General features: G+C 66.8%; 24 protein-coding genes and 1 pseudogene. 12 read left to right on the forward strand and 13 right to left on the reverse strand.

The genetic code is table 11. The features are described 5' to 3' along the window. Window positions 1-45: 45 nt before the first annotated feature. Both QF036_RS20880 and QF036_RS20885 read right to left on the reverse strand, forming a co-directional pair. Window positions 46-735: a pentapeptide repeat-containing protein gene (locus tag QF036_RS20880; protein WP_307104951.1), complete on the reverse strand. Its 690-nt coding sequence runs from the start codon at window positions 733-735 to the stop codon at window positions 46-48. Then, a complete protein-coding gene (locus QF036_RS20885) occupies window positions 735-1,193 on the reverse strand; it encodes an SRPBCC family protein (RefSeq protein ID WP_307104953.1) in 459 nt (152 codons plus the stop codon). The genes QF036_RS20880 and QF036_RS20885 overlap by 1 nt, the downstream gene beginning before the upstream one ends. Before the next feature lie 176 nt (window positions 1,194-1,369). On the opposite strand from QF036_RS20885, the gene QF036_RS20890 reads away from it, so the two are divergent. Continuing rightward, window positions 1,370-1,546, forward strand: a complete 177-nt coding sequence (locus QF036_RS20890) for a CsbD family protein (protein ID WP_003797692.1) — start codon at window positions 1,370-1,372, stop codon at window positions 1,544-1,546. A gap of 135 nt (window positions 1,547-1,681) precedes the next feature. Continuing rightward, window positions 1,682-2,403: pseudogene (locus tag QF036_RS20895) on the forward strand (dienelactone hydrolase family protein). Between the two features lie 141 nt (window positions 2,404-2,544). Here the strand turns inward: QF036_RS20895 and QF036_RS20900 are convergent. Beyond that, window positions 2,545-4,008, reverse strand: coding sequence for an amino acid permease (locus tag QF036_RS20900; protein ID WP_307104954.1), 1,464 nt, complete (start codon window positions 4,006-4,008; stop codon window positions 2,545-2,547). A 409-nt stretch (window positions 4,009-4,417) separates the two neighbouring features. Here QF036_RS20900 and QF036_RS20905 point away from each other — a divergent pair, with 409 nt between their 5' ends. Both QF036_RS20905 and QF036_RS20910 read left to right on the forward strand, forming a co-directional pair. Continuing rightward, complete coding sequence (locus QF036_RS20905) at window positions 4,418-4,891, forward strand: hypothetical protein (protein WP_307104956.1); 474 nt, start codon at window positions 4,418-4,420, stop codon at window positions 4,889-4,891. After that, the gene (locus QF036_RS20910; RefSeq protein WP_307104958.1) at window positions 4,888-6,867 is read left to right on the forward strand and encodes a hypothetical protein; all 1,980 of its coding nucleotides are present in this window, start codon (window positions 4,888-4,890) and stop codon (window positions 6,865-6,867) included. The genes QF036_RS20905 and QF036_RS20910 overlap by 4 nt, the downstream gene beginning before the upstream one ends. A gap of 83 nt (window positions 6,868-6,950) precedes the next feature. Here the strand turns inward: QF036_RS20910 and QF036_RS20915 are convergent, their stop codons facing one another. The 4 genes from QF036_RS20915 to QF036_RS20930 form a co-directional block, all read right to left on the reverse strand. Further along, window positions 6,951-8,684 carry an ABC-F family ATP-binding cassette domain-containing protein gene (locus QF036_RS20915; RefSeq protein ID WP_307104960.1) on the reverse strand — a complete coding sequence of 578 codons (1,734 nt, stop codon included), beginning with the start codon at window positions 8,682-8,684 and terminating at the stop codon, window positions 6,951-6,953. A 183-nt stretch (window positions 8,685-8,867) separates the two neighbouring features. Continuing rightward, entirely contained in the window at window positions 8,868-9,743 is an 876-nt protein-coding gene (locus tag QF036_RS20920) for a metal ABC transporter permease (RefSeq protein WP_307104962.1), read from the reverse strand. Window positions 9,744-9,746: 3 nt separating this feature from the next. Continuing rightward, complete coding sequence (locus tag QF036_RS20925) at window positions 9,747-10,580, reverse strand: metal ABC transporter ATP-binding protein (RefSeq protein ID WP_307104964.1); 834 nt, start codon at window positions 10,578-10,580, stop codon at window positions 9,747-9,749. After that, entirely contained in the window at window positions 10,577-11,473 is an 897-nt protein-coding gene (locus QF036_RS20930; protein ID WP_373460212.1) for a metal ABC transporter substrate-binding protein, read from the reverse strand. The genes QF036_RS20925 and QF036_RS20930 overlap by 4 nt, the downstream gene beginning before the upstream one ends. Before the next feature lie 297 nt (window positions 11,474-11,770). Here QF036_RS20930 and QF036_RS20935 point away from each other — a divergent pair, with 297 nt between their 5' ends. The 5 genes from QF036_RS20935 (at window position 11,771) to QF036_RS20955 (ending at window position 16,202) form a co-directional block, all read left to right on the forward strand. Then, window positions 11,771-12,532, forward strand: coding sequence for a CPBP family intramembrane glutamic endopeptidase (locus QF036_RS20935; protein WP_307104966.1), 762 nt, complete (start codon window positions 11,771-11,773; stop codon window positions 12,530-12,532). A gap of 70 nt (window positions 12,533-12,602) precedes the next feature. Next, the gene (locus tag QF036_RS20940) at window positions 12,603-13,043 is read left to right on the forward strand and encodes a VOC family protein (RefSeq protein WP_307104968.1); all 441 of its coding nucleotides are present in this window, start codon (window positions 12,603-12,605) and stop codon (window positions 13,041-13,043) included. Between the two features lie 21 nt (window positions 13,044-13,064). Next, entirely contained in the window at window positions 13,065-14,018 is a 954-nt protein-coding gene (locus tag QF036_RS20945) for a 1,4-dihydroxy-2-naphthoyl-CoA synthase (protein ID WP_307104969.1), read from the forward strand. A gap of 60 nt (window positions 14,019-14,078) precedes the next feature. Beyond that, window positions 14,079-15,230, forward strand: a complete 1,152-nt coding sequence (locus QF036_RS20950) for an AMP-binding protein (RefSeq protein WP_307104971.1) — start codon at window positions 14,079-14,081, stop codon at window positions 15,228-15,230. Between the two features lie 90 nt (window positions 15,231-15,320). Further along, window positions 15,321-16,202 (forward strand): 1,4-dihydroxy-2-naphthoate polyprenyltransferase, encoded by an 882-nt coding sequence (locus QF036_RS20955; protein ID WP_307104972.1) that lies wholly within the window; start codon window positions 15,321-15,323, stop codon window positions 16,200-16,202. Window positions 16,203-16,204: 2 nt separating this feature from the next. Here QF036_RS20955 and QF036_RS20960 read toward each other — a convergent pair whose 3' ends face one another. Further along, entirely contained in the window at window positions 16,205-16,528 is a 324-nt protein-coding gene (locus tag QF036_RS20960) for a DUF4229 domain-containing protein (protein WP_307104974.1), read from the reverse strand. 129 nt (window positions 16,529-16,657) lie between these two features. On the opposite strand from QF036_RS20960, the gene QF036_RS20965 reads away from it, so the two are divergent. Beyond that, window positions 16,658-17,167, forward strand: a complete 510-nt coding sequence (locus QF036_RS20965) for a PLD nuclease N-terminal domain-containing protein (protein WP_307104976.1) — start codon at window positions 16,658-16,660, stop codon at window positions 17,165-17,167. A 213-nt stretch (window positions 17,168-17,380) separates the two neighbouring features. After that, window positions 17,381-18,304 (forward strand): hypothetical protein, encoded by a 924-nt coding sequence (locus tag QF036_RS20970; RefSeq protein ID WP_307104979.1) that lies wholly within the window; start codon window positions 17,381-17,383, stop codon window positions 18,302-18,304. A 173-nt stretch (window positions 18,305-18,477) separates the two neighbouring features. On the opposite strand, the gene ccsB is transcribed toward QF036_RS20970, so the two are convergent. From ccsB to QF036_RS20995, 5 genes are read right to left on the reverse strand one after another with little or no spacing between them, the layout of a single operon-like run. Further along, window positions 18,478-19,584: a c-type cytochrome biogenesis protein CcsB gene (ccsB, locus tag QF036_RS20975; protein WP_307104980.1), complete on the reverse strand. Its 1,107-nt coding sequence runs from the start codon at window positions 19,582-19,584 to the stop codon at window positions 18,478-18,480. Beyond that, complete coding sequence (resB, locus tag QF036_RS20980) at window positions 19,584-21,329, reverse strand: cytochrome c biogenesis protein ResB (protein WP_307104981.1); 1,746 nt, start codon at window positions 21,327-21,329, stop codon at window positions 19,584-19,586. Before resB ends, ccsB begins: the two co-directional genes overlap by 1 nt. Further along, a complete protein-coding gene (locus tag QF036_RS20985) occupies window positions 21,329-22,084 on the reverse strand; it encodes a cytochrome c biogenesis CcdA family protein (RefSeq protein WP_003797737.1) in 756 nt (251 codons plus the stop codon). The genes resB and QF036_RS20985 overlap by 1 nt, the downstream gene beginning before the upstream one ends. A 6-nt stretch (window positions 22,085-22,090) precedes the next feature. After that, window positions 22,091-22,702, reverse strand: coding sequence for a TlpA family protein disulfide reductase (locus QF036_RS20990; RefSeq protein WP_307104983.1), 612 nt, complete (start codon window positions 22,700-22,702; stop codon window positions 22,091-22,093). A gap of 2 nt (window positions 22,703-22,704) precedes the next feature. Beyond that, window positions 22,705-23,370: a histidine phosphatase family protein gene (locus QF036_RS20995; RefSeq protein ID WP_307104985.1), complete on the reverse strand. Its 666-nt coding sequence runs from the start codon at window positions 23,368-23,370 to the stop codon at window positions 22,705-22,707. Between the two features lie 197 nt (window positions 23,371-23,567). On the opposite strand from QF036_RS20995, the gene QF036_RS21000 reads away from it, so the two are divergent. Beyond that, window positions 23,568-24,116, forward strand: coding sequence for a YceI family protein (locus QF036_RS21000; protein WP_307104987.1), 549 nt, complete (start codon window positions 23,568-23,570; stop codon window positions 24,114-24,116). The last annotated feature ends 117 nt before the right edge of the window (window positions 24,117-24,233 follow it).

Consider the following 24,233-nt stretch of genomic DNA (forward strand, 5'->3'; position numbering starts at 1 on the left):
GCGGGGCGCGTCAGGGCACCACCCGCATCAGGTGACATATGCGCGTCAGGCGACCACGACGCCGAGGTGGGCCGCGAGGAGCGGCGCCAGGAGCCCCAGCTGGTACTCGTCGATCACGACGCCGGCCAGGCTCCCCAGGCCGCTGATGCTCCGGAAGTCCGTGCCGCGCAGGTCGAAATCCTTCAGCCTGGCGCCGGCAAGGTCCAGGCTGCCGATGGTGCAGTTCTTCAATGCCACCCGGGCCGCGGTGGCGGAACCCAAATCCAGCTCGCTGATGATGCAGTCGCTGATCAGCACGTCCGCCAGCCGCGATCCGCGCAGGTTCAGGTAGTCGATCTTGCCGCCGTCGATCCGCACCGACTGCCAGCCGCCCTCATAAAGCTCGGCCGACCCCCACCGGGGATTGCTGAAGACAACGTCGTGCAGCGTGGACCGGGCGGCGTTCAGGACGGGCGCGAAGGCCTCCTCAATGACGCAGTCCCGGAAGGTGGCGCCCCGCAGCTGCGCTTCGTTGAAGGAGACCCCGGCGAATTCGCATTCGGCGAAGGTGATGCCGCTCAGCTCCAGCCCGTCGGCAGCCGCCCTGCTGTACCGCATGCCGTCATACCGCGCGGCGCGGCTGAAGTCCGGTGCATCGTCATGCCGCAGGTCTTCCAGCCGGACCGGCGCCAGCCTCGGGGGTGTGACCTTCGAGGCCGAACCTTGGCGGGGTTTGCCCGCAGCCCTTCCCGCCACTACAGCTGCTCCGCTTTCGCTGCGATTTCGGCGAGATCCTTCGCCAGGGCCTTCCGCGCCATGTTCAGGCCCATCCGCCCGAAGACGGCAAGCATCAGACGGCTGAACACGGTGGGCCTGAGGACCTCGGCACCGAAGGTCATGGTCAGGTCCGTCCCGCCGCCCCGCTCCTCCAGCGTGAACCGGGAGGTGTAGTCCGCTCCGCCCTGCAGCGCCTTCACCGTTGTGCTGTGCGGCGGATCCGCCTGGGACACCCACATTTCCACGGTTTCGCGCCGGCCCATCGTGGACCGCGTCTCCTTCCAGCGGGTGCCTTCGCCGTAGGGGCCCTCGCTGACCATCTGGATGGATTCGATTCCCGAGAGCGTGGCGGCGGACCCCGGTACATCCGAGATAACCCGCCAGACTTTCTCCGGGCCGGCGTTCACGTGCTGACTCAGGCTGATGCTGTGATCCATGCCTTCGAGCCTAGCGTCAGCGGCCGACATTCTCGCGCCCCCGGCTCCCGCCTCCCCACGCCGCAGCCCGGGGCCTCATGAGGAAATGCACAGCATGGCTTGAAATAGTAAGCATGCTTTGTGTTAGGCTGAAACGGCTTTGTCAGATCAACCGGCAACGGAAGGTGGTGCCCACCATGGGTATCGGAGACAAGATCCAGAACGCTGCAGAGGACTTCGGCGGTAAGGCGAAGGAAGCGGCAGGCAACGCGACGGACAATGATCGCCTGAAGGCAGAGGGCCAAAAGGACCAGGTTGTGGCCGACGCCAAGAAGGTCGGCGAAGACGTCAAGGACGAATTCAAGCGGGATTGATACGCGATAAACAAAGCGGCGACGCCGGACTCCCTTGGGGGGAGCCCGGCGTCGCCGCTTTTTGACCTTCCAGGGCCTGACGTCCCGGCCTCCCAGGCCCGATGCCCCGCAGACGGCACGTGCAAGACTGGGCGCATGACCCACGTAGACCTGGGCGGGGCAGCCGGCGCCGGCGGATCCAAGACCCTTCGCGGCTACCTCGCCACACCCGCCGGCGAAAGCCCTTTTCCCGCCGTCGTGATGATCCACGAGGCGTTCGGCCTCAATGACCAGATCCGCCGGCACGCGGACCGGCTCGCGGCGGCCGGTTACCTCACCCTCGCCGTCGATCTCTTCAGCGACGGCGGCCCGCGCCGCTGCCTGATGGGCACCATGAAATCCATGGTCACCGGCAAAGGCCGGGTCTTTGCCGACATCGCCGCCGCACGGTCCTGGCTCCAGGCCTCGCCCCTCTCAACCGGCCGGACAGGCGTCATCGGCTTCTGCATGGGCGGCGGCTTCGCGCTGCTTGCGGCCAACGACGGCTTCGACGCCGCGTCGGTGAACTACGGCCGGCTCCCCCGCGACCTCGAGCCGGCGCTCCGGGCGCCTGCCCCCTCGTCGCGAACTACGGCGCGAAGGACCGCACCCTGCGCGGTGCCGCGGCAAGGCTGGAATCCGCCCTGGATGCAGTGGGCGTCGAACACGACGTCAAGGAGTTCCCGACGGCGGGGCACTCCTTCCTGAACGACCAGGAGGAAGGCCCCCGGGCACTGCGCCCGCTGACGCGCGTGATGGGGATCGGTCCGGATCCGGCCGCAGCCCCGCAGGCGTGGCGCCGGATCGAGGACCACTTCGCAAAACACCTGAAAACCTGACATCGATTGCTCCGTAAGTGCCCTTTTGAACGCTCAGAAGGGCCGTTACGGAGCAATCGATGGGGGAATGACGACGGCGGGCGCCTCCTGGAGAAGGAGGGCCCGCCGCCGAGGTCAAAAAGTCGTGATCAAAACAGGAAGCTAGCTGAAGAGCTCACTCTTCGGCTCGTTGTTCTTGACCTTCTGCCAGCCCAGCCACAGCACCAGGGCGAAGAACGGGATGCTGGCCAGGGTCCACAGTCCCAGGAGGTAGACCTCGCCCGTGGCCTTGTCCGTCATGGTGTCGAAGCCGATCAGGATAGTGATGGCCAGCAGCGCCACGAGTCCGGCCCAGCTGGTCCACGGCGAACCCGGCATGGGCAGGCTGGAGACGTTGCCCTTCTTCTTGCGCAGCGCGATCTGGCTGGCAAAGATGGAGCCCCAGGTGAAGATCACGCCGATCGAGGCGGTGTTCAGCGCGAGGTCGAACGCATGCGAGCCGCCCAGCCAGATGTTGAGCAGGATGCCCACGAGGTACACGGAGGCGATGGCCAGGATGGCGGCGTACGGCACGTGGCGGCTGGACATCCTGGTCAGCCACTGCGGGGCGTGGCCGTTGTTGGCCATGGTGCGGAAGATCCGGCCAATGGAGTACAGGCCGGAGTTGCAGGAGGACAGCGCAGCGGTGATCACGATCATGTTCATGACGTCGCCCATCCACGGCAGGCCCATCTGCCCGAAGACGGTGACGAACGGCGAGGTGCCGGCCTTGTACTGGTCGGAGGGCAGCAGCATGGCCAGCAGGGTCACGGAGCCGACGTAGAACACCACGATGCGGATCACGACCGCGCGGATCGCCTTGGGCACTTCGCGTTCCGGGTTTTCCATCTCGCCCGCAGTGATGCCCACGAGTTCAATCGCGTTGTAGGCGAAGATGACGGCGTTGAGCACCAGGATCATCACGAGGGCGCCCTTGGGGAACATGCCGCCGTCGCCGGCGAAAAGGTTGACCGGCGACGCGTGGCCGGCGCCCACCTTGGCGTTGGTGACCACCATAAAGGTGCCCACGGCCAGGAAGATCACGATGGCGCCGACTTTAAGGCAGGATGCCCAGAACTCGAATTCGCCGAAGGCCTTGACGCTGAGCAGGTTCACGGCCACCAGCAGCACCAGCGCTGCGATGGCGGAGAGCTCCACGGGGACGTTGGGGAAGAAGAACTGGAAGTAGAGGCCGATCGCGATCAGCTCGGCGATGCCGGTCATGGCCCAGTTGATGAAGTACATCCAGCCGGACAGGTAGGCGCCCTTCTTGCCGAACAGTTCGCCGGCGTAGCTCACGAAGGAACCGGAGGTCTGGCGGTACATGATGAGCTCACCGAGGGCGCGCATTAGCAGGTAGGCGATGACGCCGGCGATGGCGTAGGAGAAGATCAGCGCGGGTCCGGTGGAGGCCAGCCGGCCGCCGGCTCCCATGAAGAGGCCGACGCCGATGGCGCCGCCCATCGCGATCATCGTGACGTGGCGCCGGCTCAGGGTCTTCTTGTAGCCCTCGGCGCTGAGGGTCGAGTCGACGGCGGCGGATGGAGCCGTCGGGCTCATAAGTTCTGTGGGGGTACTTTGAGGCACAACTGTTCCTTGTAGGTCGGGGGTTGCCTTGGATGGGGCACTGCCGGTTCCGGAACCTGGAGTTTTTGTACAGATAATTCGACTTCAGGCCCCTCTTGAGGACCGTATGTGTACAAAAACTCGTGGAGCATCGAAGGTTCGCACGGCCCATCCATCGTACAAGATTTCCGGTCCGCTCCGTGACGCGGGCAACACTCCGCAGGTCAGGCCCGGGTTTTGGGCGGGTTTGACGGGGTCCCCGCGGGTCTGAACGCCGCGTTGCGAAACAGTAACGCGAATGGACAAAAGGCTCCCTTTGGTGCCCGGATTGGGGCTACTCTGAGCACCATGGCCGGGATTCGTTCCCGGCCATGGTGTCCGCACCGTCTCATGCGGACGCCGGCACTCGCGCCATTTTTCAGGGGGGACTATGAGAAAGAGAGCACTGCTGCTGCCTGCGGCCTTGCTGCTGGCAGCTTCGGGGTGTTCCGGCGGGGGCTCAGACCCTGCCGGATCCGGCCCCAGCGCTTCACCATCAGCAACCAGTACGACGGCGGTGTCCCAGCCGCCGTCGGAATCCTCACCACCCACAACGGCCCCTTCCCTCCCCACCGATGTGTCCACATCGCTGAACGCGATCGACGCCCTGCAGGAGCACACCTGCGCGGCCGGTCCGGACGGCCAGTGGACGTTCAAGGGAACCCTGGTCAACTCCTCGGACAAAGCCAAGAAGTACACCGTGGCCATTGCGGTCACCGTCGGCGCCGCCGTCCAGGGCCACGCCCTGATCACGGAAACGGTCCAGGCAGGGAAATCGGCTGAAGTGTCTGCAGAGAACTTCGCCAACACCACGGGCCAGACCGGCACGTGCGAACCGGTTGTGTCGGTGGAGGATGCTTCGTGAAAAAACCAATACTTGCGGCTGCCCTGCTCCTGAGCCTGGCGGCCGGACCACTCGCGTCCTCTCCTGCCCTCGCCGTCGGCTCCGAGACTCCGTCCGTCCAGGCGACCGACTCTTCCACTCCCGCAGCCGGAACCACGACCGCCACTGCCGAGACCGACCCTGCCACTGCTCCTGCTTCCGAACCCACTGACCCCGCCACGGGTCCGGCGGCTGACCCGGCAACGGAAGCGGTGACTGCCCCGGCCACCGATCCGGTGACGGAACCGGCGGCGCCGGAGCCGCCGTCGGACCCGCCCGTAACGGACCCCGCCGTCACCGATCCCTCCGTTGCTGATCCGGCCGACGCAGACCCGGCGCCGGACCCCGACCCCGAATTTGTCACCGCCGGCGGCATCGGCGCCAAGTGGCGGAGCCTTGGCGGGGCCGGCGGCGTGCTCGGCGAGCCGACGTCGAACGAGCAGTGCTCGGCGGGGCTCTGCGTGCAGACCTTCACGGGCGGTTCGATCTACTGGACGTCCAAGTCAGGAGCGCATCCGGTCCTGCTGGCCTCCGGGCGCACCGGTCCGCAGTGGACGGCCAGCGGCGGACTGGCAGCCTTCGGCTACCCCATCGGCGACGAAATCGTTCTGGGATCACGGTCCCTGCAGAAATTCTCCACCGGCAAAGTGATCATCTGGACCGGCACCCGGTTCCTCAACTTCTCCACCGGGACGGGCATCGGCAGCCGCTGGGCAGCCTCGGGGGCGGAGACCGTGCTGGGCCTGCCGTCCGCAGGAGAAACCTGCGGGCTGAGAAACGGGGGCTGTTCGCAGGTGTTCGACCGCGGCACCATCTACTGGTCGCCGCAGACCGGAGGCCAGGTGATCCGCGGCGGCATCGGCTCCCGCTGGCGTGCCGCCGGCGCGCAGAACGGCGTCCTGGGCTACCCCACCACCACGGAAGCCTGCGGCCAGGTGGCAGGCGGCTGCCTCCAGCGGTTCCAAGGCGGCAGCATTTACTGGTCGCCCGCCACAGGCGCGTGGATCACGCGCGGCGGTATCGGCACCCGGTACATCCTGACCGGCGGAAACCGCAGCTCCCTGGGCTATCCCGTGGCCAACGAGGCCTGCGGGCAGGCCGCGGGCGGATGCATCCAGCGGTTCCAAGGCGGCACGATCTACTGGTCTCCGCTGACCCCGGCCTGGATCGTCCGGGCCGGCATCGCCCAGCGGTATGCCACCAACGGCGGGGCGGATGGCTGGCTGGGCTACCCGACGTCGAACGAACGGTGCGCCGGCGACCAGTGCATCCAGTCGTTCCAGCGCGGCTTCATCGGCTACACCAAGGCTGCCGGCACGCGCGCTTACGGGATCACCGAATGCCAGAAGCTGAACAACGGGCGGTCCCGGTACTCCACGTACGGCGCCAACCGCGTGCTGCTGACGTTTACGCAGGGCTACGGCCAGTCGTATGCCACCAACGTCTACTGCGTCCGGATGGCCGGAACGTACGTCCAGGACTGGCGGACCGACGGCTATGTGGGCGCCTCCGGCTTCAAGGCTCCGGGCGTCCCCTCGGGCCCCACCCGCTACCTGTACTCGCCCACGGGCTCGTACTCGGTGACGGAGGCCTTCGGCCTGGGCAACCCGGGAACGAAGCTCCCCTACCGCACGCTGAACCCCCGCTCCCGCTGGGGCGGCAACCCGTGGACCGCGACGTACAACAAGTACTTCGAGTCCTCCTCGTGGGTGGGCTGGGACGAGAACATGTGGTACTTCGCCACCCGCGCCACGCATGATTACCGCCAGGGCGTGGTGATCAACTACAACCGTCCCACCATCGTGCAGGACGCCGGCTTCGCCATCTTCCTGCACATGAACAAGGTCCCGACGGCGGGCTGCATCTCGCTGGACGACTGGGCCGTGGTGGACTACATCAGGAAGTCCAGGCCCGGCGACCGGATCATCATGGGAACCTACGGCGCCCTGTTCCGGTAGGCGCTCTTTCCAGAGGCAGGAACCCAGACGGTCCGAAAAACCCAGGCCCGGCGGCACATCCGCTGGGCCTGGGTTTTCCGGGCTCAGGCGGGCAGTGCCACCTTTTCCAGCATGCCGTCCGCCATCGTGTACCTGAGCCATCTCCCGGAAGCGCCTTCGCCCGCCCGGCCACGGGACCGGTCCGCGCAGCCGTCGAACCACTGGCCGAGGGCCCGGTCGTGGCTGACCATCACCACCGTTCCGTCGAAGTCCGCGAGCGCCGATTCCAGCTCCTCCACCAGCGCGGGGGCCAAATGGTTGCTGGGTTCGTCGAGGAGCATGACGTCCTTGTGGCCGAGCAACAGCCGGGCGAGTGCCAGCCTGCGCTGCTGGCCTGCCGAGAGGGCGCCCACCGGAACATGGAATTCGCTGGTGCGGAAGAGGCCCAGCCGCAGCAGCGCCTCCGCGTGGTCGTCGATGTTCCCGCCAAGCCCGGCGGCAAAGGCCGGCAGCAGCCTCAGGGCTGGATGTTCGGGCAGCTCCAGTTCCTGCTGCAGATAGCCGATCCGGCCGTGGCGCACCACCTGGCCCGTGGCCGGTTCGAGGGTGCCGGCCAGCACGGAGAGCAGCGTGGACTTCCCGGCACCGTTGGGCCCGGTGATGAGGATTTTCTGGCCGCGGTCCACACGGAACTCGGGTACGTCCAGCCGGCCGGGCACCTTGGTGTTGCGGGCACGCAGAACCCCATCGACGGCTTCCGGGTGTCCACCCCCGGAACTCCCGCCGGCGCTCCCGCCGTCGACCGTGCCGTGCAACCCGGCGTCGAGCTTCAGGCGTTCCGGCGGGCGCTCCACGGGGTTGTCCTCCAGGCGGCGCAGCCTCTCCTGTGCATTGCGGATTTTGCTGGCAGCGGCGCGCTCCCAGGTTCCGGTCTTGAAGTCGAAGGCCGCCTTGTCGTTGTCCCGCCGGCGCGCGTAGCCCATCCGGCCCGCCACGGTGTCCGCCTGCCGCCGTTCGGCATCCATGGCGTCAAGCCAGCCGTGGTACTGCTGCACCCAGCGCTGGCGTTCTGCCCGCTTCTCCTTCAGGTAGCCGTCGTAGCCGTTGCCGTAGCGGTTCACCGTCCGGCGCTCGGCGTCGACCTCGATGACGGCGGTGGCGACCTTCCGCAGCAGGACGCGGTCGTGGGAAACCACCACCACAACTCCCCGGTGGGCTGCGAGACGGCCCTCGAGCCAGGCTGTTCCGCTGGCATCCAGGTGGTTCGTGGGCTCATCCAGGAGCAGGATGTCCGCGGGATCGGCCAGCAGGCACGCCAGCGCGACGCGCTCCTGCTCCCCGCCGGACAGCGACCCCAGCGTCCGGCCGCGGTCCACGCCGCCCAGGCCAAGCCTGTCCAGCGCCGCCTCCACACGGGATTCCGCGGCGTATCCCTCGCGCAGCTGGTACTGGGTCTGCAGGTTCCCGTAAGCCTCGAGCTCGGCTGGCCCCGCCGCTGGCAGCCCGTCCTCCAGCCGTTCCAGCCCGGCTTCCATCTCCCGCAGTGCACGGAGCGCGTCGTCAATGGCGTCCGCCACTGTCAGCCTGGCGGAGAGTCCGGATGTCTGCGCCAGATAGCCCACCCGGCCATGCCGCTGGGCCGTGCCCTCCGCAGGCGCCTCGATACCCGCCAGGATCCGCAGCAGGGTGGACTTGCCGGCACCGTTCTCACCCACGACGGCGGCGTGCTCCCCCGCGGCGACCACCAGTTCGACGCCGGTGAAGAGTTCGCGGTCCCCGTAGCCGTGCGCGACGCCGGACAGGTGCAGCTGTTCGGTGCGGAAATGTGGTTCAGTCATGGAAGTCCTCGCAGTCCAAAGGGCGGCCCCGGAGCTCATTGAATGCTCTACGGGGCCTTGTCTGTGGCCATGTCAACGCCGGACGGTGCCGGCGCCGGGATCTAGGACTTCATGGGTCAAGCCTGCCCGGCGGCGGGCAGCCCCGTCAAGGTTCGCACCGCCGTCGGACTTCCCCCCCCGGCGCTACGCGGCGAGAGCGGCAGCCTTCCGACGGCGGGCCTTGGCCAGCCGGGTGCCGATCAGCCCCTGCCGGGGGCTTAGCAGATAGACGACGGCGAACACCGCCCCCTGGGTGAGGACCACCATGGCGCCGGATGCGGTGTCGAGGTAGTAGCTGAAGTAGATGCCGGCGATAGAGCATGCCGCGGAGATTGCGGGAGCGATCACCAGCATGCGGGAAAAACGGTTCGTCAGCAGGTAGGCGGTGGAGCCCGGGATGATGAGCATGGCCACCACCAGCACCACGCCCACCGTCTGCAGCGCCACCACGGAGGTCAGCGCCAGCAGCCCCAGCAGCAGCGCTCCAAGCCTTCGCGGCGAGAGCCCGATCGCGTGGGCGTGCGTGGGGTCGAAGGCGTAAAGCGTGAGGTCGCGGCGCTTCAGGATGAGGATGGCGAAGGCCACCACACCCAGCACGAGCACCTGGATGAGGTCAGGGACACTGACACCCAGCAGGTTGCCGAAGATGATGTGGTTAAGGTCGGTCTGGCTCGGCGTCACCGAGATCAGCACCAGGCCGAGGGCGAAGAGGGACGTGAAGACAATGCCGATGGCGGCGTCCTCCTTCACGCGGCTCGTGTTCCGGACGACCCCGATGAGGGTCACGGCGACTAATGCAAACACCAGGGCCCCCAACGCGAACGGCGCGCCCACGATGTAGGCCAGCACAACACCGGGAAGCACCGCGTGCGAGACGGCGTCGCCCATCAGGGACCAGCCGATGAGCACCAACCAGCAGCTCAGGACCGCGCAGACCACGGCAGCGAGCGCCGTCGTGAGGATGGCGCGGACCATGAAGTCGTAGCCGAGGGGTTCGAGCAGGAGACTGACCGGATCCATGGCTCAGCTCCCCGTCTCATCGTTGCGCTGTCCGGCACCGGGGCCCTGTTTGGGGTCCCCGTTCCGGTTCAGGACATCCAGCCCGAACGCCATGGCCAGGTTCTCCGGCTGCAGCACCACTTCCGGGGCCCCGTGCATGAGCACCTTGCGCATGAGCAGCACTGCTTCGTCGCACAGCTGCGGCAGGGCGTGGAGGTCGTGCGTGGAGATGAGGATGGTGCAGCCCTCCGTTGCGAGCTCACGCAGCAGCCGGGTGATGGTGGCCTCCGAGCGCTTGTCCACGCCTGCAAACGGCTCGTCCAGGAGCATCATGGTGGCCCCCTGCGCGATGCCCCGTGCCACGAAGGCACGTTTTTTCTGGCCTCCGGAGAGCTGGCCGATCTGCCGGCCCGCGAACTCGGAAAGTTCCACCCGCTCGAGCGCGTCATCGACGGCGGCCCGGTCCGCTTTGGAGGGGCGGCGCGTGAATCCCTGGCGCCCGTAGCGGCCCATCATCACAACGTCGCGGACGGAGAGCGGAAACTGCCAGTCCACGTCCTCGCTCTGCGGCACGTAGCCGATGCCGCCTTCCTTGCGTGCCTTGGCGGGCGGCGCCCCGTTGATCAGTACGCGGCCGGCGTCTGGCCTGATCATGCCCATGATGGCCTTGAAAAGGGTGGACTTGCCGGACCCGTTCATCCCCACCAGGCCGCAGATCCGAGAGTGCTCCAGGACCAGTGAGGCGGCATCCAGGGCAAGGACCTCACCGTAGTGCACAGTGACGTTCTCCACCTGGATGGCAGGGTGCGGCCGTGCCGATGCGGCTTCGGCGTCGCGGTGGGCTGTGAAGGCGCTCATGATCCCGCACCTGACAGGGCTGCGGTGATCAGCTGGGAGTCGTGCCGGATGAGGTCCAGGTACGTGGGCACCGGCCCGTCCGCCTCGGAGAGGGAGTCCACATACAGCACGCCGCCGAACTTGGCGCCGGTGGCCTCCACGACCTGTCGCATCGGGGCGTCAGAGACAGTCGACTCGCAGAAGACGGCAGGCACCTTGTTGCCCCTGACGTAGCCGATCGCCTCGGTGATCTGCTGGGGCGTGGCCTGCTGTTCGGCGTTGACTGCCCAGATGTACACCTCATCGAGGCCTGCGTCACGGGTCAGATAGGAGAAGGCGCCTTCGCAGGTCACCAGCGCGCGCTGGTTCTTGGGCACGGCGGCGAGCTTGGCTTTCATCTGATCCTGCACAGCCTGGAGCTTGGCTTTGTAGGCCTTGCCGTTGGCCTCGAAAGCCGTGGCATTCTCGGGGTCCAGTTCGGAGAAGGCCTTCACCATGTTGTCCACATAGATCTGCACGTTGACCGGCGACATCCAGGCGTGCGGGTTCGGCTTGCCCTGGTACGAGTCCTCGGTGATGGACATCACCTTCACGCCCTCGCTCACCACGGCGTGCGGCACGTCCAGGCCCTCCACGAACTGCCCGAACCAGGCTTCGAGGTTGAGCCCGTTGTCCAGGATGAGGTCTGCCTGCGCGGCCTTCCGGATGTCGCCCGGAGTGGGTTCATAGCCGTGGATCTCCGCGCCGGCCTTGGTGATGGATTCCACCTGCAGCTTGTCCCCTGCCACGTTTTTGGCCACGTCGGCCAGCACAGTGAACGTCGTCAGCACCACAGGCCGACCGTCGCTGCCGTTGCCGTTGGCGTTCCCGCCGCACGCGGTCAAGGCCAGGCAAAGAAGAACGACGGCGGTCACTCCCCTGCCGCGGTTTCTTGCAGCTGTGGCGGATGACCCGGTGCCGGATGACCCGCTGCTGGATGACCCGGTGCCGAATGACCCGCTGCCGCGGATTTCCGGCAGGCTGGAAGCGGAGCGCTTCTTTGCACTCCATAGGGCAAGAGTTCGGCGCGGACTTCTTTGGCGCACCGAAACCAAAAGTTAGGCATACCGAATATTCTACCGGTGGCGATTCGGTCCCTGCAACGCGGCGGCAGTACTGCGCAGGGCCTGAACTGTCCGTTCGCGCGGGGCTTGGCGCACTACGCTGGAAGCATGGTGAATACCAGACGCATGCTCCCTGCTCCGCGGCCGGATCTCTACCGGTTTTCGACGCTGGACCTCACCGCCGTGGGGCTTTACGTTGCCGTTGCCGCCTTCTTCGCACTGGCCGGGGAACTGCTCCTGCCGTTGCTCCGGGCAATGGCCCCGACGCCGGCCGTCGCCTCCTACAGCGTGAACCTCCTGTTCTACGGCTGCGTTGGCGCGCTGGCGCTGTTTGCCGCCCGCGGGGTGGTGTCCCGGGACCTCAGGGTGCTTGCCACGCGGCCGTGGTTCACGCTCGTGATGGTGCCGCTGGCCGTCGTCGCCATGATGATTGTCACCGCCATCCTGGTGGCCGTGGGCGGGACCACCGAGACGTCCGCTAACCAGGCCGGGCTGCAGGCGCTCATGCGGCAGGTACCGGCCTGGCTGATGGTGCCGCTGATTGTCGTGGTGGGACCGTTCGTCGAGGAATACGTGTTCAGGCACCTGCTGATCGGGAAGCTCAGCAGGCGGGTCAACATCTGGATCTGCTGCGGACTTTCTGTGATCCTCTTCGCCGCCCTGCATATCGTGGGGCAGGAAGCCCTCACCCTCCCCGCGCTCATGCCGTACCTGGCCATGGGCGGCACCCTGGTGTTTGTCTATGTGTGGACGGGGCGGAACCTGATGTTCGCCTACTTCGTCCACGCCACCAAGAACCTGCTCGCTGTGATTTTCCTGTACACCATCCCGCCGGAACTCCTGGATCAGCTGCAGCGGGCCCAAGGCTAGGGGCGGCGTGGGCCCTGCCGCCCGGGCCAGCCCCTATCCGGAGGTGGCGCCGCCGTCGTAGCTTGGTGCCATGGGACTCAACATTCAGATCGCCATCGACTGCCATCACCCGCACGACCTCGCCGACTGGTGGGCGGAAACACTGGACTGGTCCGTGGAGCCGCAGGACGAGGGCTTCATCCGGTCCATGATCAGCCAGGGCTTCGCCACGGAAGACCAGACCATGACGCACAACGGCAAGCTGGTGTGGAAGGACGGCGCGGCGATCCGGCCCACAGAGGAAATCGAGGCCAAGGCACCCGCCCGGCGCCTGCTGTTCCAGACCGTGCCGGAACAGAAGACCATCAAGAACCGGGTGCACTGGGACGTTCGCTTAGACGGCCGGGACAAGGACGAGGTCCGCGCCGAGCTCGAAGCCCGCGGCGCCACGTTTCTCTGGACGGCCAACCAGGGGCCCCACGAATGGCACACCATGGCAGACCCCGAGGGCAACGAGTTCTGCATCAGCTGAGCCGATTACTAGACTTGGACGGTGAGCAACGAATTCCCCGCCAAGGTATCCGACGTCTTTGACCCGTCCCGCTGGCGCACCGTGTCCGGCTTCGACGACTTCCAGGACCTGACCTACCACCGGCAGGTGGAGCGGTCCGACGACGGCACAGTGGTTCGGGACCTGCCCACCGTCCGCATCGCGTTCAACCGGCCGGAGGTCCGCAACGCCTTCCGCCCGGGGACCGTGGACGAGCTGTACCGCGCCATGGACCACGCCCGGATGACCCCGGACGTCGCCACCGTGCTGCTCACCGGCAACGGCCCCTCCCCCAAGGACGGCGGCCACTCGTTCTGCTCCGGCGGGGACCAGCGGATCCGCGGACGCGACGGCTACCGCTACGCTGACGGCGAGACGCAGGAAACCATAGACCCGGCCCGCGCGGGGCGGCTCCACATTCTGGAGGTCCAGCGGCTCATGCGGACCATGCCCAAGGTGGTCATCGCCGTCGTCAACGGCTGGGCGGCCGGCGGCGGGCACTCCCTGCACGTGGTCTCCGACCTGACCATCGCCTCGCGCCAGTTCGGGAAGTTCAAGCAGACGGACGCCACGGTGGGCAGTTTCGACGCCGGCTACGGCTCGGCGCTGCTGGCCCGGCAGATCGGCCAGAAGGCCGCCCGGGAGATTTTCTTCCTCGCGCGCGAATATTCCGCCGAGGACATGGTTCGGATGGGGGCCGTGAACGAGGCCGTTGACCACGAGCGCCTCGAGCAGGTGGCGCTCGAGTATGCGGCGGACATCGCCCGGCAGTCCCCGCAGGCCATCCGGATGCTGAAGTTCGCCTTCAACCTCGCCGACGACGGCCTGGCCGGCCAGCAGGTGTTCGCCGGCGAAGCTACCCGGCTGGCATACATGACGGACGAGGCCGTGGAGGGCAAGGATGCCTTCCTGCAAAAACGCGACCCCGACTGGTCCCGGTTCCCGTATTACTTCTAAGTACGCACTCGTCGGAAGGCATCCCATGCTCCCCAGGCCCGCACCCCCAAGGCGCACGCAGTGAATATCGAGCCGGCCCTCAAGGCGCTGGCGGCCGCCCTCCACGGTGAGGGCCCCGCCGTCGAACTCTCCGCCGGCCCCGACGGCGATCCGGTGGTGACGCCGGTCCGGACCCTGGGGTTCGAGGACGCCGTCGCGGTGGTCCGGACCTCGGGGTCCACCGGTACGCCCAAGGCGACGGTCCTGACGGTGGACGCCCTGGCGGCGTCGTCGATGGCCACCGCGTTCGCGCTCAAGGGCGAAGGGCAGTGGCTCCTGGCCCTGCCGCTGCAGTACGTCGCCGGCGTGCAGGTGCTGGTCCGGTCGCTGTTCGCCGGCACGCGGCCATGGGCGATGGACCTGTCCGGGGGGTTCACCTCCGAAGCCTTCACCGCGGCCGCGCTGGAGCTGACGGACAACATCCGCTTCACGTCGCTGGTGCCCACCCAGCTGCAGCGCCTGCTGGCTGACCCGTCGGCGGACACGCTCGCCGTGCTGCGCCGCTTCAACGGCATCCTGCTCGGCGGCGCCCCGGCCTCTGCCGAGCTCCTCAAGTCGGCGCGCGACGCCGGCCTCCGGGTGGTCACCACCTACGGTGCGGCCGAAACCTGCGGCGGCTGCGTGTACGACGGGTACCCGCTCGAGGGCGTGGCAGTTCGGCTCTCCGAAGACGGCAGAATCCACCTGGGCGGGGCCACCCTCGCGGCCGGCTATCTGGACGCACCGCGGCAGACCGCCGAGTCCTTCATCGAGAAGGACGGCAGCCGCTGGTACCGGACCAATGACCTCGGCACCCTGGACGCCGACGGCCGGCTCACCGTGCTGGGCCGCGCCGACGACGTCATCATCACCGGCGGCGTCAAGGTCTCCGCCGCGCATGTGCAGGCTGAGCTGGAAAAGTCCGACGGCGTGACGGCGGCTTTTGTGGCCGGCGTCGAGTCCGCGAAATGGGGCCAGGCTGTGGCTGCCTACGTGGCGGTCGCCCGGAGCGCGTCCGGGGCTGATGGCGCTGCACGGGACGGCGCCGCGTGGGCCGAGGAATGGCACCGCACGCTCGGGCTGCTGGCCCCCAAAACAGTCCTGCCGGCCGGAGAGCTAATCATGCTGCCCAACGGCAAGCCGGACCGGCTGGCCATGATTGAACGCCTCAACGCCCTGCATCAGGGAAAATAGAGTAATCCTGCCGCGCCGCTGCGGGTTCCGCGAGCCCAGCGCACGCCCATGCTTTTGAACGAATCACCGACCCAACACGAGGTACTTACCGTGGCAACAGCCGCACAATGGATCCAAGGCGCCCGGCTCCGCACCCTGCCGGCCGCGATCGCCCCTGTCCTGATCGGCTCGGCGGCGGCCTATGAGATGGCCTCCTTCCGCCCGCTGAATGCAGTCCTGGCGGCCCTCGTGGCGCTCCTGCTGCAGGTCGGCGTCAACTACGCCAACGACTACTCGGACGGGATCCGCGGGACCGACGAGAACCGCGTCGGGCCCCTGCGGCTGGTCGGTTCCGGTGCGGCCCGCCCCGAACACGTGAAGTATGCCGCATTCGGTGCCTTCGGCCTGGCGATGCTCGTGGGGCTGGTGCTGGTCCTCATCACCCAGACGTGGTGGCTGCTGCTGGTGGGCGTGGGCTGCGTGATGGCCGCCTGGGGCTACACCGGCGGAAAGAATCCGTACGGCTACATGGGCCTGGGCGACGTCTTCGTGTTCGTGTTCTTCGGGCTGGTGGCCACGCTCGGCACCACCTACACGCAGGCGGGGCAGATCGGCCTGCCTGCCGTGATTGGCGCCATCGGCACGGGACTCATCGCGTGCGCCCTGCTCATGGCCAACAACGTCCGGGACATCCCCTCGGACATCCAGGCGGGGAAGAAGACCCTGGCGGTGCGGCTGGGCGACAAGCACGCCCGTGAAAGCTACGTGCTGATGCTGACCGTGGCCATCCTGCTGGTGGTGATTTTGGCGCCCACGCGGCCGTGGATGCTGATCGTGCTGCTCCTGATCCCGGCCTGCCTGATGCCGGCCTGGCTCATGATCAATGGACGGAAGCGCAAGAGCCTCATCCCGGTCCTGAAGCAGACGGGCCTAATCAACCTCGGCTACGCCGTGCTGTTCTCGCTGGGACTCGTGCTGAGCAGCGGGCTGTAGGCCTAGGCTTCCTCGCCGCGGGGTTCGCGCTTCTTGGCGTCGTTGCGGATCGTGACGTCCGGGTGGGTGTCCACGAGGTGATCCTCGGCCAGGGCATCATCGACCTCCCCGGCGGTGCGGATGGGCTTGGCGCGGCCAGAGAAGCGGGCATGCAGGGACGCCGTCGCGGCATCGCGCTGCTTCTGGAAGAAGAGGTAGCTGATGGCGAAGGAAATCAGCCCGGCGCAGACGACGGCCAGAAACCACCCCAGCTGCAGGAAGACGAACAGCACAAACAGGGGCAGGAAGATCGCGAACCGGATCAGGGAGTATTTCAGAAAAGCCACTATCCAAGTTTAGCCGTCCTGCCTGAACGTATCCTGCGTCATCTGCGGCCCCTGTCCGGCGTTTTGCTGGCACATGACTGTGGGCATACTGTAATCTCCGCCGGGGCACACGGCGGCTAGACTGATTGCATGCCTCGTGTTGCACTCGCAGTCGCCGTTCTCGCCATATACGTCTACGGGCTGGTGGACGTCATCCGCACTGACAGGCATCTCACCCGCGGTTTTTCCAAAACAACCTGGATCATCATGGTTGCCCTCCTGCCGCTCATCGGCGCCGCGTTGTGGTTCCTGATCGGCCGCCCCCGGGCATCGGCCGTGGCCCAGCCCGTCTACCAGCACCACCCCACCGCCCCCGACGACGACCCCGACTTCCTGCGGAACCTTGAGCAGCGCCGCCGCAAGGCCGAGGCGGAGCGGCTCCGCAAGCTGAGGGACGACGCTGCGCGGAAGAACCAGGCCGACGGCGGCCCGCACCGGACGGGCGCCACGGGCACCACGGGCACGGGCAGCACGGGCGCAGCTCCGGGCACCGCCAGCGGCAGTTCAGATGCGGGCGGACCGGCTGCGGGTGAGCCCGGTCCACGCAAGCCCGGCGCCGCGGGCGAGGCCAACGCTGAAGGCAACCCCGAGGCGAAGTAGCAGCCACTCTGCATCGATTTACCAAAAGCCGATCTAGCAAGAGCCGATTTACCAAAAAGGGCCGCCCAGCAGAAAGCTGAGCGGCCCTTTTCGGCAATTCGACGGCGCCACCGAGAAGCCAGTGCGGAGCAGTCATCGCCCACTGTTCCTCCACACCGGCCCTGAATTGTGGACAACGGCATGCAGGCACGCTCCGGGCAGCAGAATGCTCCTATGCCGCGTCCACGCCCCCTTCCTCCCGCCCTGCTGGGACAGCCATTCACCATCCGCCAGGCCAAGGCTGCCGGCCTGACGCGCAGGCGTGCCCGTGCCCTCGACCTGGCCAGACCCTGCCACGGCGTACGCAGCCCGGCGGCCGTGGAGATGACCCTCCTTGTCCGGGCCCGCGGGCTTGCACTCGCAACCGGAGCCGTCGTCAGCCATCTTTCAGCCGCTGCGCTCTGGGGCTTCCCGCTGCCCCTGCATTTTGAGGACCACGCCGTGATCCATTTGACCAGCCGGGACGGCGCCAGGGCCGTCCGAAGGAAGAACGTGTGCGGCCACCGGCTTCCTCTCCCGGAAGACGAAATCTGCGACGGCCGTTACGTGGCCTGCACGTCCCCTCTTCGGACCTGGTTTGATCTGGCCGGCATCCTTTCCCTGCAGGACCTGGTCATTGCCGGCGATTTCCTTCTGCGCCGCAAGGCTCCCCTTTCCACGCCGAAGGCATTGGACGCTTTCCTGGCTGAGAAGAAGGGCAGGGCTGGGTACCCCAAGGCAATGAAGGCCAGGGTTCTCATCCGCGCGAACACCGATTCACCGAAAGAGACCGAGCTGCGGCTGCTGCTGATCGCCGCGGGACTGCCCGAGCCAGCCATAAACGTTCCCATGTTCGATGAGACCGGCGGCTGGATCCAGGACCCCGACATGTCATACGAAGTGTTCAAGATTGCCATCCAGTACGACGGCGGCCACCATGCCACACCAGCCCAGCGGAGAAGCGACATCTACCGCGACGAAAGCGCACGGAGTCTCGGCTGGCTTGTGGTGGTCCTGACGCAGTTGGATCTGGAGCCCTTCGCAAGGGGCATCGAGCCCAGCGCCATCACCAAGGTGCGCGCAGCCCTAACAAGCCGCGGCTGGAAGGGTGCTCACTAGTCCGCCGTTTCGCCAAAAAAGGCCGCCCAGCAGCAAGCTGAGCGGCCCTTTTCGGTAAATCGGCGAGCCGACGAAGCCCTTTTACGTAAATCCGTGAGCCCAAGCGGCCCTTTTTGGTAAATCGGCGGCGCCCACGCAGTTAAAGCGGGCCTCCGCAGAAGCGCCGAAACCCCCTACAGCCCCGAGTACGAGTGCAGGCCGTTGAAGAACTGGTTCACGATGGTGAAGTTGAAGACCACGCACAGGTAGCCCACGATCGACAGCCAGGCGGCGCGGGTGCCCGTCCAGCCACGGGTGGCGCGGGCGTGCAGGTAGCCGGCGTAGACCACCCAGATCACGAAGGTCCATACTTCCTTGGTGTCCCAGCCCCAGAAACGGCCCCAGGCCTTCTCCGCCCAAATCGCACCAAACATGAGGGTGAAGGTCCAGCCGATGAAGGCGATCGCGTTGATGCGGTAGGACAGGTTCTCGAGGCTCAGCGCGGAGGGCACCAGGCGCATGAAGCCCAGCTTGTCCGCGCCCCCGGCCGCGATGGTCTTCTGCCGGTGCGACTGGACCAGCTGCAGCGCGGACATTGCGAAGGTCAGGGTGAACAGCGCCGAGGACAGCACGGCGATGGACACGTGGATGATCAGCCAGTAGCTCTGCAGCGCGGGCACCAGGTGGCCGACGGGCGTCCAGAACGCCACGGACGCGGCCACCAGCATGATGATGACCAGGCCCACCACGAAGGTGCCGAGGAAGCGCAGGTCGCGGCGGACCAGCACCACGAGGAACACGGCGACGGCCACGAAAGCGCCGGTGGTGAGGAACTCGTACATGTTGCCCCACGGCACACGGCCGGCGCCCACCGCACGGGTCAGCACGGCGGCCGCGTGGATCGCGGCGCCCAGGACGGTCAGTGCCACGGCCACGCGCGCCGGTGCGCGGCGTTCGCCGTAGCGCATGCTGTCGTCGGCGGTCTGCCCGGCACCGTTCGCGGAGGAGGCGTACGACGACGGCCGCTCGGCACGGTCTGCCGGTCCGGACAGCCGGCCCTCACCCCTGTCCGCGGGCCGCGGCGTGGCTGCTCCTGCGGACGCGCCCGCCGCCACCGGAACCTTGGCGGAAGTATCTGCAGACGCGCCTGCAGCTGCGGCCTTGAGGTCAACCGACTTCAGGGTCTTGCTGCTCCTGGCCAGATCCCACGCGAACGCGATGAAGGCGACGGTGTAGGTGCCGGCCGCCAGCAGCATGAAGAGCTCGCTGTACTGGCCCATGGTCTCGTTGATGGGAAACATTACTGGTCCTTCTTCGGCTCAGGCGAGCCTGCTGGTGAGGAGTTGGAAGGTGCAGTTTCGGTGTTGTCGGCGTCCAGGTTCCACTTGCGCGCCAGGAGGCCGCGCAGCGTTGCGGCTTCGCCGGCCAGCCGGTGGTCCTCGCCACGGGCCAGGAGGCCGTACTCCACCATGGTCCTGCCGTCCTCGTGGGTACCGGTGCGGATCCAGACGCGGCGGCGGTTCACGTAGAGGGAGACGATGAGGCCGGCCACGGCAAGCAGCGCGAAGATGAGGGCGGACAGCTGCCCGGGATTGTGGTGGATGTCCACGCCCACGTACTTCTTCACACCCTCGAACGTGATGGAACCCTTGCCTTCGGGCAGCGTGTACGTGTTGCCCGGAGCCAGCGTGATGCCGCCCGCCTTGAGGTTCCGGCCGTTGAGTTCCTTGAGGTTTTTGACGTCGAGCTCAAAGACGTTCTGCGGGGAACCCTTGTCCAGGCCCAGGTCGCCGTAGTACGAGTTCAGGCTCAGCTGCGGGTTGATGAGGTCCGGGTCGCCGCTGAAGGAGATGCCCTGCTCGGTCACGAAGGCCGTGGGGAGGAAGAATCCCACGAAGCCCAACTGGTCTGGCTTGGCGTCGGGGACCTTGATCACCACGGAGGAGTAGTAGTTCTCGCCCTGCAGCTTGGCCACCACGGGGCCCTGCATGGCGACGTTGCCGTTGCCGTCGCGGACCGTGATCACCGGGGCGTAGCCATTGCCCGTCAGGTAGATGCTGGTGCCGCCGAGCGTGACGGGGTCGTTGACCTTGAGGACTTCCTTCTTGGCCGGCGCCCCGGGGTTTTCCTTGGTGGTCACATCCGCCGTGAAGTCGATGGGCTGGCCGAACTTGCCCTGGGATTCGCGGTCGAACGTGGCCTGGAACTTGTCCAGCTGGATCGAGTAGGGCTGGAGCTGGCTGCTCTCGAAGTTGGTGCCGGGCGTGAACTGGTCGTAGCCCACCAGCGTGTTCACGAACGTGTCACCCTCCACCAGGATCCGCTGGCCGCTGTACCCGAACAGCCCGCCGACGGCCACGGACACCAGCACGCCGATCAGAGAGGTGTGGAAGACGAGGTTTCCCACTTCCTTCAGGAAGCCGCGCTCGGCCCCCAAAGTTGGCCGCGCGCCGTCGTCGTGCCTTACCTCAACGCGGTACCCGCGTTGCTTCAGCAGCGCCGCTGCGTCTTCAATGGCGTCCGACGCCGGGATGCCGGCGTCCGCGGGCACCACCAGGGTGCCGTACTCGGGCAGGCGGGACAGTCGCTTCGGGGTGCGCGGCGGCTGCGAGCGCATGGCCTTGTAGTGGGCGATGGCGCGGGGCACCACGCAGCCGATCAGCGAGATGAACAGCAGGATGTAGATGGCCGAGAACCAGGCCGAGGAGTAGACGTCGTACAGCTGCAGTGAGTCCAGCAGCTGGCCGTAGTCCGGGTGGTCCTTGATGTACTGGGTGACCACGGACGGGTTGGCGGGGCGCTGCGGGAACAGGGATCCGGGCACCGCGGCCACCGCCAGCAGCAGCAGGAGGAACAGCGCGGTGCGCATGCTGGTCAGCTGCGTCCAGGCCCAGCGGAGCATGCCCACGAAGCCGAGGGACGGAACGGCAGCCCCGGCCTTGGCAGCCTTCACGGCGTCCTTGGGCGCAGCGTCCTTGTTGGCAGGCCCGGGCTGCGGGACGTCCTCGGCCGGGGATTTCTCGGTTGACTTCACACGCTCGCTCATCAGATCGGCAACTTCACATCGGTTTGGAACCAGTACTGCAATTCGGTGACCCAGGTTCCCCACAGACCCGTGGCCATCAGGATGCCCAGGGCAATCAGGACCCCGCCGCCGGTGCGCTGGATGGCCAGCCGGTGCTTGCGGAAGAAGGACATCACGCCCGCGCCGCGACGGACCGCCAGGGCGATCAGCAGGAACGGGATGCCCAGCCCAAGGCTATAGACGAAGGCCAGGAACGCGCCCTTCGCGGCGGAGGAACCGCCGGAGAGGCTCAGGAGCTGGACGGCGGAGTAGGTGGGGCCGATGCAGGGTGCCCAGCCGAGGCCGAACGTGATTCCCAGCAGCGGCGCGCCCCAGAGGCCTGCCGGCGGTTTCGCATGGATCTTGGCGTCGCGCTGGAACCAGGAGAAGCCGCCCATGAACACCACGCCCATCAGGATCACCAGGACACCCAGGACCTGCGTGATCCAGGCGTTCTGCCCGCCGGAGATCAGGGAACCCAACTGCCCGAACGCGCCGCCGAGCAGCACGAAGATCACCGAGAAGCCGAGCACGAACAGGCCGATGCCCGCCAGCATGCGGCCGCGCTTCTGCTTCTGCAGGTCAACGCCTGTGAGCCCCGTGACGTAGCCCAGGTATCCGGGCACCAGCGGGAGCACACACGGCGAGAGGAAGGACACGAGTCCGGCCAGCAGCGCCACGGGGATGGCGAGCAGGAGGGAACCGTTCAGGATGGCTTCGGCGAAGGGGCTGTTCACGGGAGGTTACTCTGCCACGGCAGACTGGATGAGAGCTTTGAGCGTGCCCTTCTCGATCTCCCCCAGCACGCGCGACGCCACTCGGCCCTGCTTGTCCACCACGAGCGTCGTGGGGACGGCGCCCGGGGGCACCAGGCCGGAAACGGCCAGCAGCACGCTGCCGTCCTTGTCGTCGAAGCTCGGGTAGGTGAGGCCGAAGGTCTTGTCGAAGGCGTCAGCGGTGGCCTTCTCATCGCGCAGGTTCACACCGAAGAACTGAACGCCCTTGCTCTTGAACTCCTGGTGCAGGGCTTCGAGGGACGGCGCCTCCACCCGGCAGGGCGCGCAGGCGGCGAACCAGAAGTTCAGCACGGTGACCTTGCCCAGGAAGTCCTTGGGCGCCACGGCGGTGCCGTCAAACAGGGTGCCCTGGATCTGGATGCCGGACTTGCGCTCCGCTGCGGCGAACTCGGTCACCGAGCCGTCGCCGGCCACGTAGTTCTTGTTATCCCCGGCTTTGGCCTGCTTGGCCAGGGCATCCTCCTGGGCACAGGCTGACAGGCCCAGCGTGATCGCCGTGAGGGCCAGGCCGCCGGCGGCGAGGACGCTGCGGCGGGAACTTTTGGGTGTTTCAGTCATAACTAGGCTCCGGGGGTGCTCGAGGCACCGGGAAGAAGGGCGGCGGCGGGTTCGCTGTACTCCACGCGCAGCAGGGCGCCGTCGTCGCCGAAAACCAGGGAGGTGAGGGAGGTCAGGGTGCATTCGCGTTTCCGCGGATCGTGCCACAGCGGCTTGCCCTCTGCGCTGAGCCGGGTGGCCCAGATTGGAAGCTGGTGGCAGACCAGGATCGCCTCGGCACCGTCGCCGCCCAGTTCGATGGCCTTGGCGCGGGCTTCCTGGACGGCCTCGGTGACGCGTGCCGCCTGCAGCTTATAGGGCTCGCCCCAGGACGGCCGGAAGGGGTTGATCAGATGCGGCCAGTGCTTGGGTTTGCGCAGCTCTGCCTTGGTGACCTTCAGCCCTTCGAAGTAGTTTTCCGCCTCGATGATGCGGCTGTCGGTGTGGATGTCCAGCCCAAGCGCTTCCGAGGTGGGCTGCGCGGTTTCCTGGGCACGGGTGAGCGGCGACGCCACCAGGTACACGATGTTGGCGCCCTGGGAGACGCGTTCGCGGAAGTGCTCGGCGAGCGTCTGCGCCATCTGCCGGCCAAGTTCGGAGAGGTGGAATTCAGGCAGCCTGCCGTACAGGACACCTTCGGGGTTGTGGACCTCGCCGTGGCGGAGCAAATGGACAGTGGCTTGGGGCATGTCTACCAGTTTCTCAAAGGGCAGGGGTAATGACGAAATCTTCTACAACAAGTAGAACTCAAAGATTTTTCAGAAAGTTCCCGGCGGGTGGAATAAAAGATGCAAATGCATGTTTATACTGGATGCAGCAGTTAGTTGAGACTTCAATAAACGTTTCAACGATCACCCGTCCGACCACTGATACAAGGAGCACCACCATGGCACTTTCCACCGAGCTCACCCGCGGCATCTGGACCCTCGACAACTCCCACAGCGAGATCGCCTTCACCGTCCGCCACGCCGGCATCAGCAAGGTTCGCGGCCAGTTCAAGGACGCCGCCGCCACCCTGAACCTCGCCGACGACGTCACGGCTACCAAGGTCGAGGCCACCATCCAGACCGCCAGCTTCGATTCCGGCGACGCCAACCGCGACGGCCACGTCCGCGGCGAAGACTTCTTCGACGTCGAAAAGTTCCCGGAGATCTCCTTCGTCTCCAACAGCCTTTTTGCCAACGGTGACAGCTACGAACTCCAGGGCGACCTGACCATCAAGGGTGTCACCCGCCCCGTCTCCCTCGAGACGGAATTCAACGGCGTTGCAGTGGACCCCTTCGGCAACACCCGCGCCGGTGTTTCCGCCGAGACCACCATCAGCCGCAAGGACTTCGGCCTGACCTGGAACGCCGTGCTGGAAGCCGGCGGCGTCCTGGTCAGCGACAAGGTTGCCATCAACCTTGAACTGGCCTTCATCGCACCTGCAGCCTAGGTTTCATGCAGGTCCAGCAGCCACGATTGCTGGAACCCAAACGCCCCGTCCGCGGACTCTCCGCAGGCGGGGCGTTTGGCGTTCAGGCCTTCTGGAATTGGCAGAATCCCGGGTTTA

The organism is Arthrobacter globiformis (genome assembly GCF_030817195.1).
GTDB classification, from domain to species: Bacteria; Actinomycetota; Actinomycetes; order Actinomycetales; family Micrococcaceae; genus Arthrobacter; species Arthrobacter globiformis_D.

Excerpts from the sequence above, each read along its gene's own strand:
- QF036_RS20885 (WP_307104953.1), bottom strand. The coding sequence starts at position 1,193 with ATGGATCACAGCATCAGCCTGAGTCAGCACGTGAACGCCGGCCCGGAG.
- QF036_RS20890 (WP_003797692.1), top strand. The coding sequence starts at position 1,370 with ATGGGTATCGGAGACAAGATCCAGAACGCTGCAGAGGACTTCGGCGGT.
- QF036_RS20905 (WP_307104956.1), top strand. The coding sequence starts at position 4,418 with ATGAGAAAGAGAGCACTGCTGCTGCCTGCGGCCTTGCTGCTGGCAGCT.
- QF036_RS20915 (WP_307104960.1), bottom strand. The coding sequence starts at position 8,684 with ATGACTGAACCACATTTCCGCACCGAACAGCTGCACCTGTCCGGCGTC.
- QF036_RS20920 (WP_307104962.1), bottom strand. The coding sequence starts at position 9,743 with ATGGATCCGGTCAGTCTCCTGCTCGAACCCCTCGGCTACGACTTCATG.
- QF036_RS20925 (WP_307104964.1), bottom strand. The coding sequence starts at position 10,580 with ATGAGCGCCTTCACAGCCCACCGCGACGCCGAAGCCGCATCGGCACGG.
- QF036_RS20935 (WP_307104966.1), top strand. The coding sequence starts at position 11,771 with ATGGTGAATACCAGACGCATGCTCCCTGCTCCGCGGCCGGATCTCTAC.
- QF036_RS20940 (WP_307104968.1), top strand. The coding sequence starts at position 12,603 with ATGGGACTCAACATTCAGATCGCCATCGACTGCCATCACCCGCACGAC.
- QF036_RS20965 (WP_307104976.1), top strand. The coding sequence starts at position 16,658 with ATGCCTCGTGTTGCACTCGCAGTCGCCGTTCTCGCCATATACGTCTAC.
- QF036_RS20970 (WP_307104979.1), top strand. The coding sequence starts at position 17,381 with ATGCCGCGTCCACGCCCCCTTCCTCCCGCCCTGCTGGGACAGCCATTC.
- ccsB (WP_307104980.1), bottom strand. The coding sequence starts at position 19,584 with ATGTTTCCCATCAACGAGACCATGGGCCAGTACAGCGAGCTCTTCATG.
- resB (WP_307104981.1), bottom strand. The coding sequence starts at position 21,329 with ATGAGCGAGCGTGTGAAGTCAACCGAGAAATCCCCGGCCGAGGACGTC.
- QF036_RS20990 (WP_307104983.1), bottom strand. The coding sequence starts at position 22,702 with ATGACTGAAACACCCAAAAGTTCCCGCCGCAGCGTCCTCGCCGCCGGC.
- QF036_RS20995 (WP_307104985.1), bottom strand. The coding sequence starts at position 23,370 with ATGCCCCAAGCCACTGTCCATTTGCTCCGCCACGGCGAGGTCCACAAC.
- QF036_RS21000 (WP_307104987.1), top strand. The coding sequence starts at position 23,568 with ATGGCACTTTCCACCGAGCTCACCCGCGGCATCTGGACCCTCGACAAC.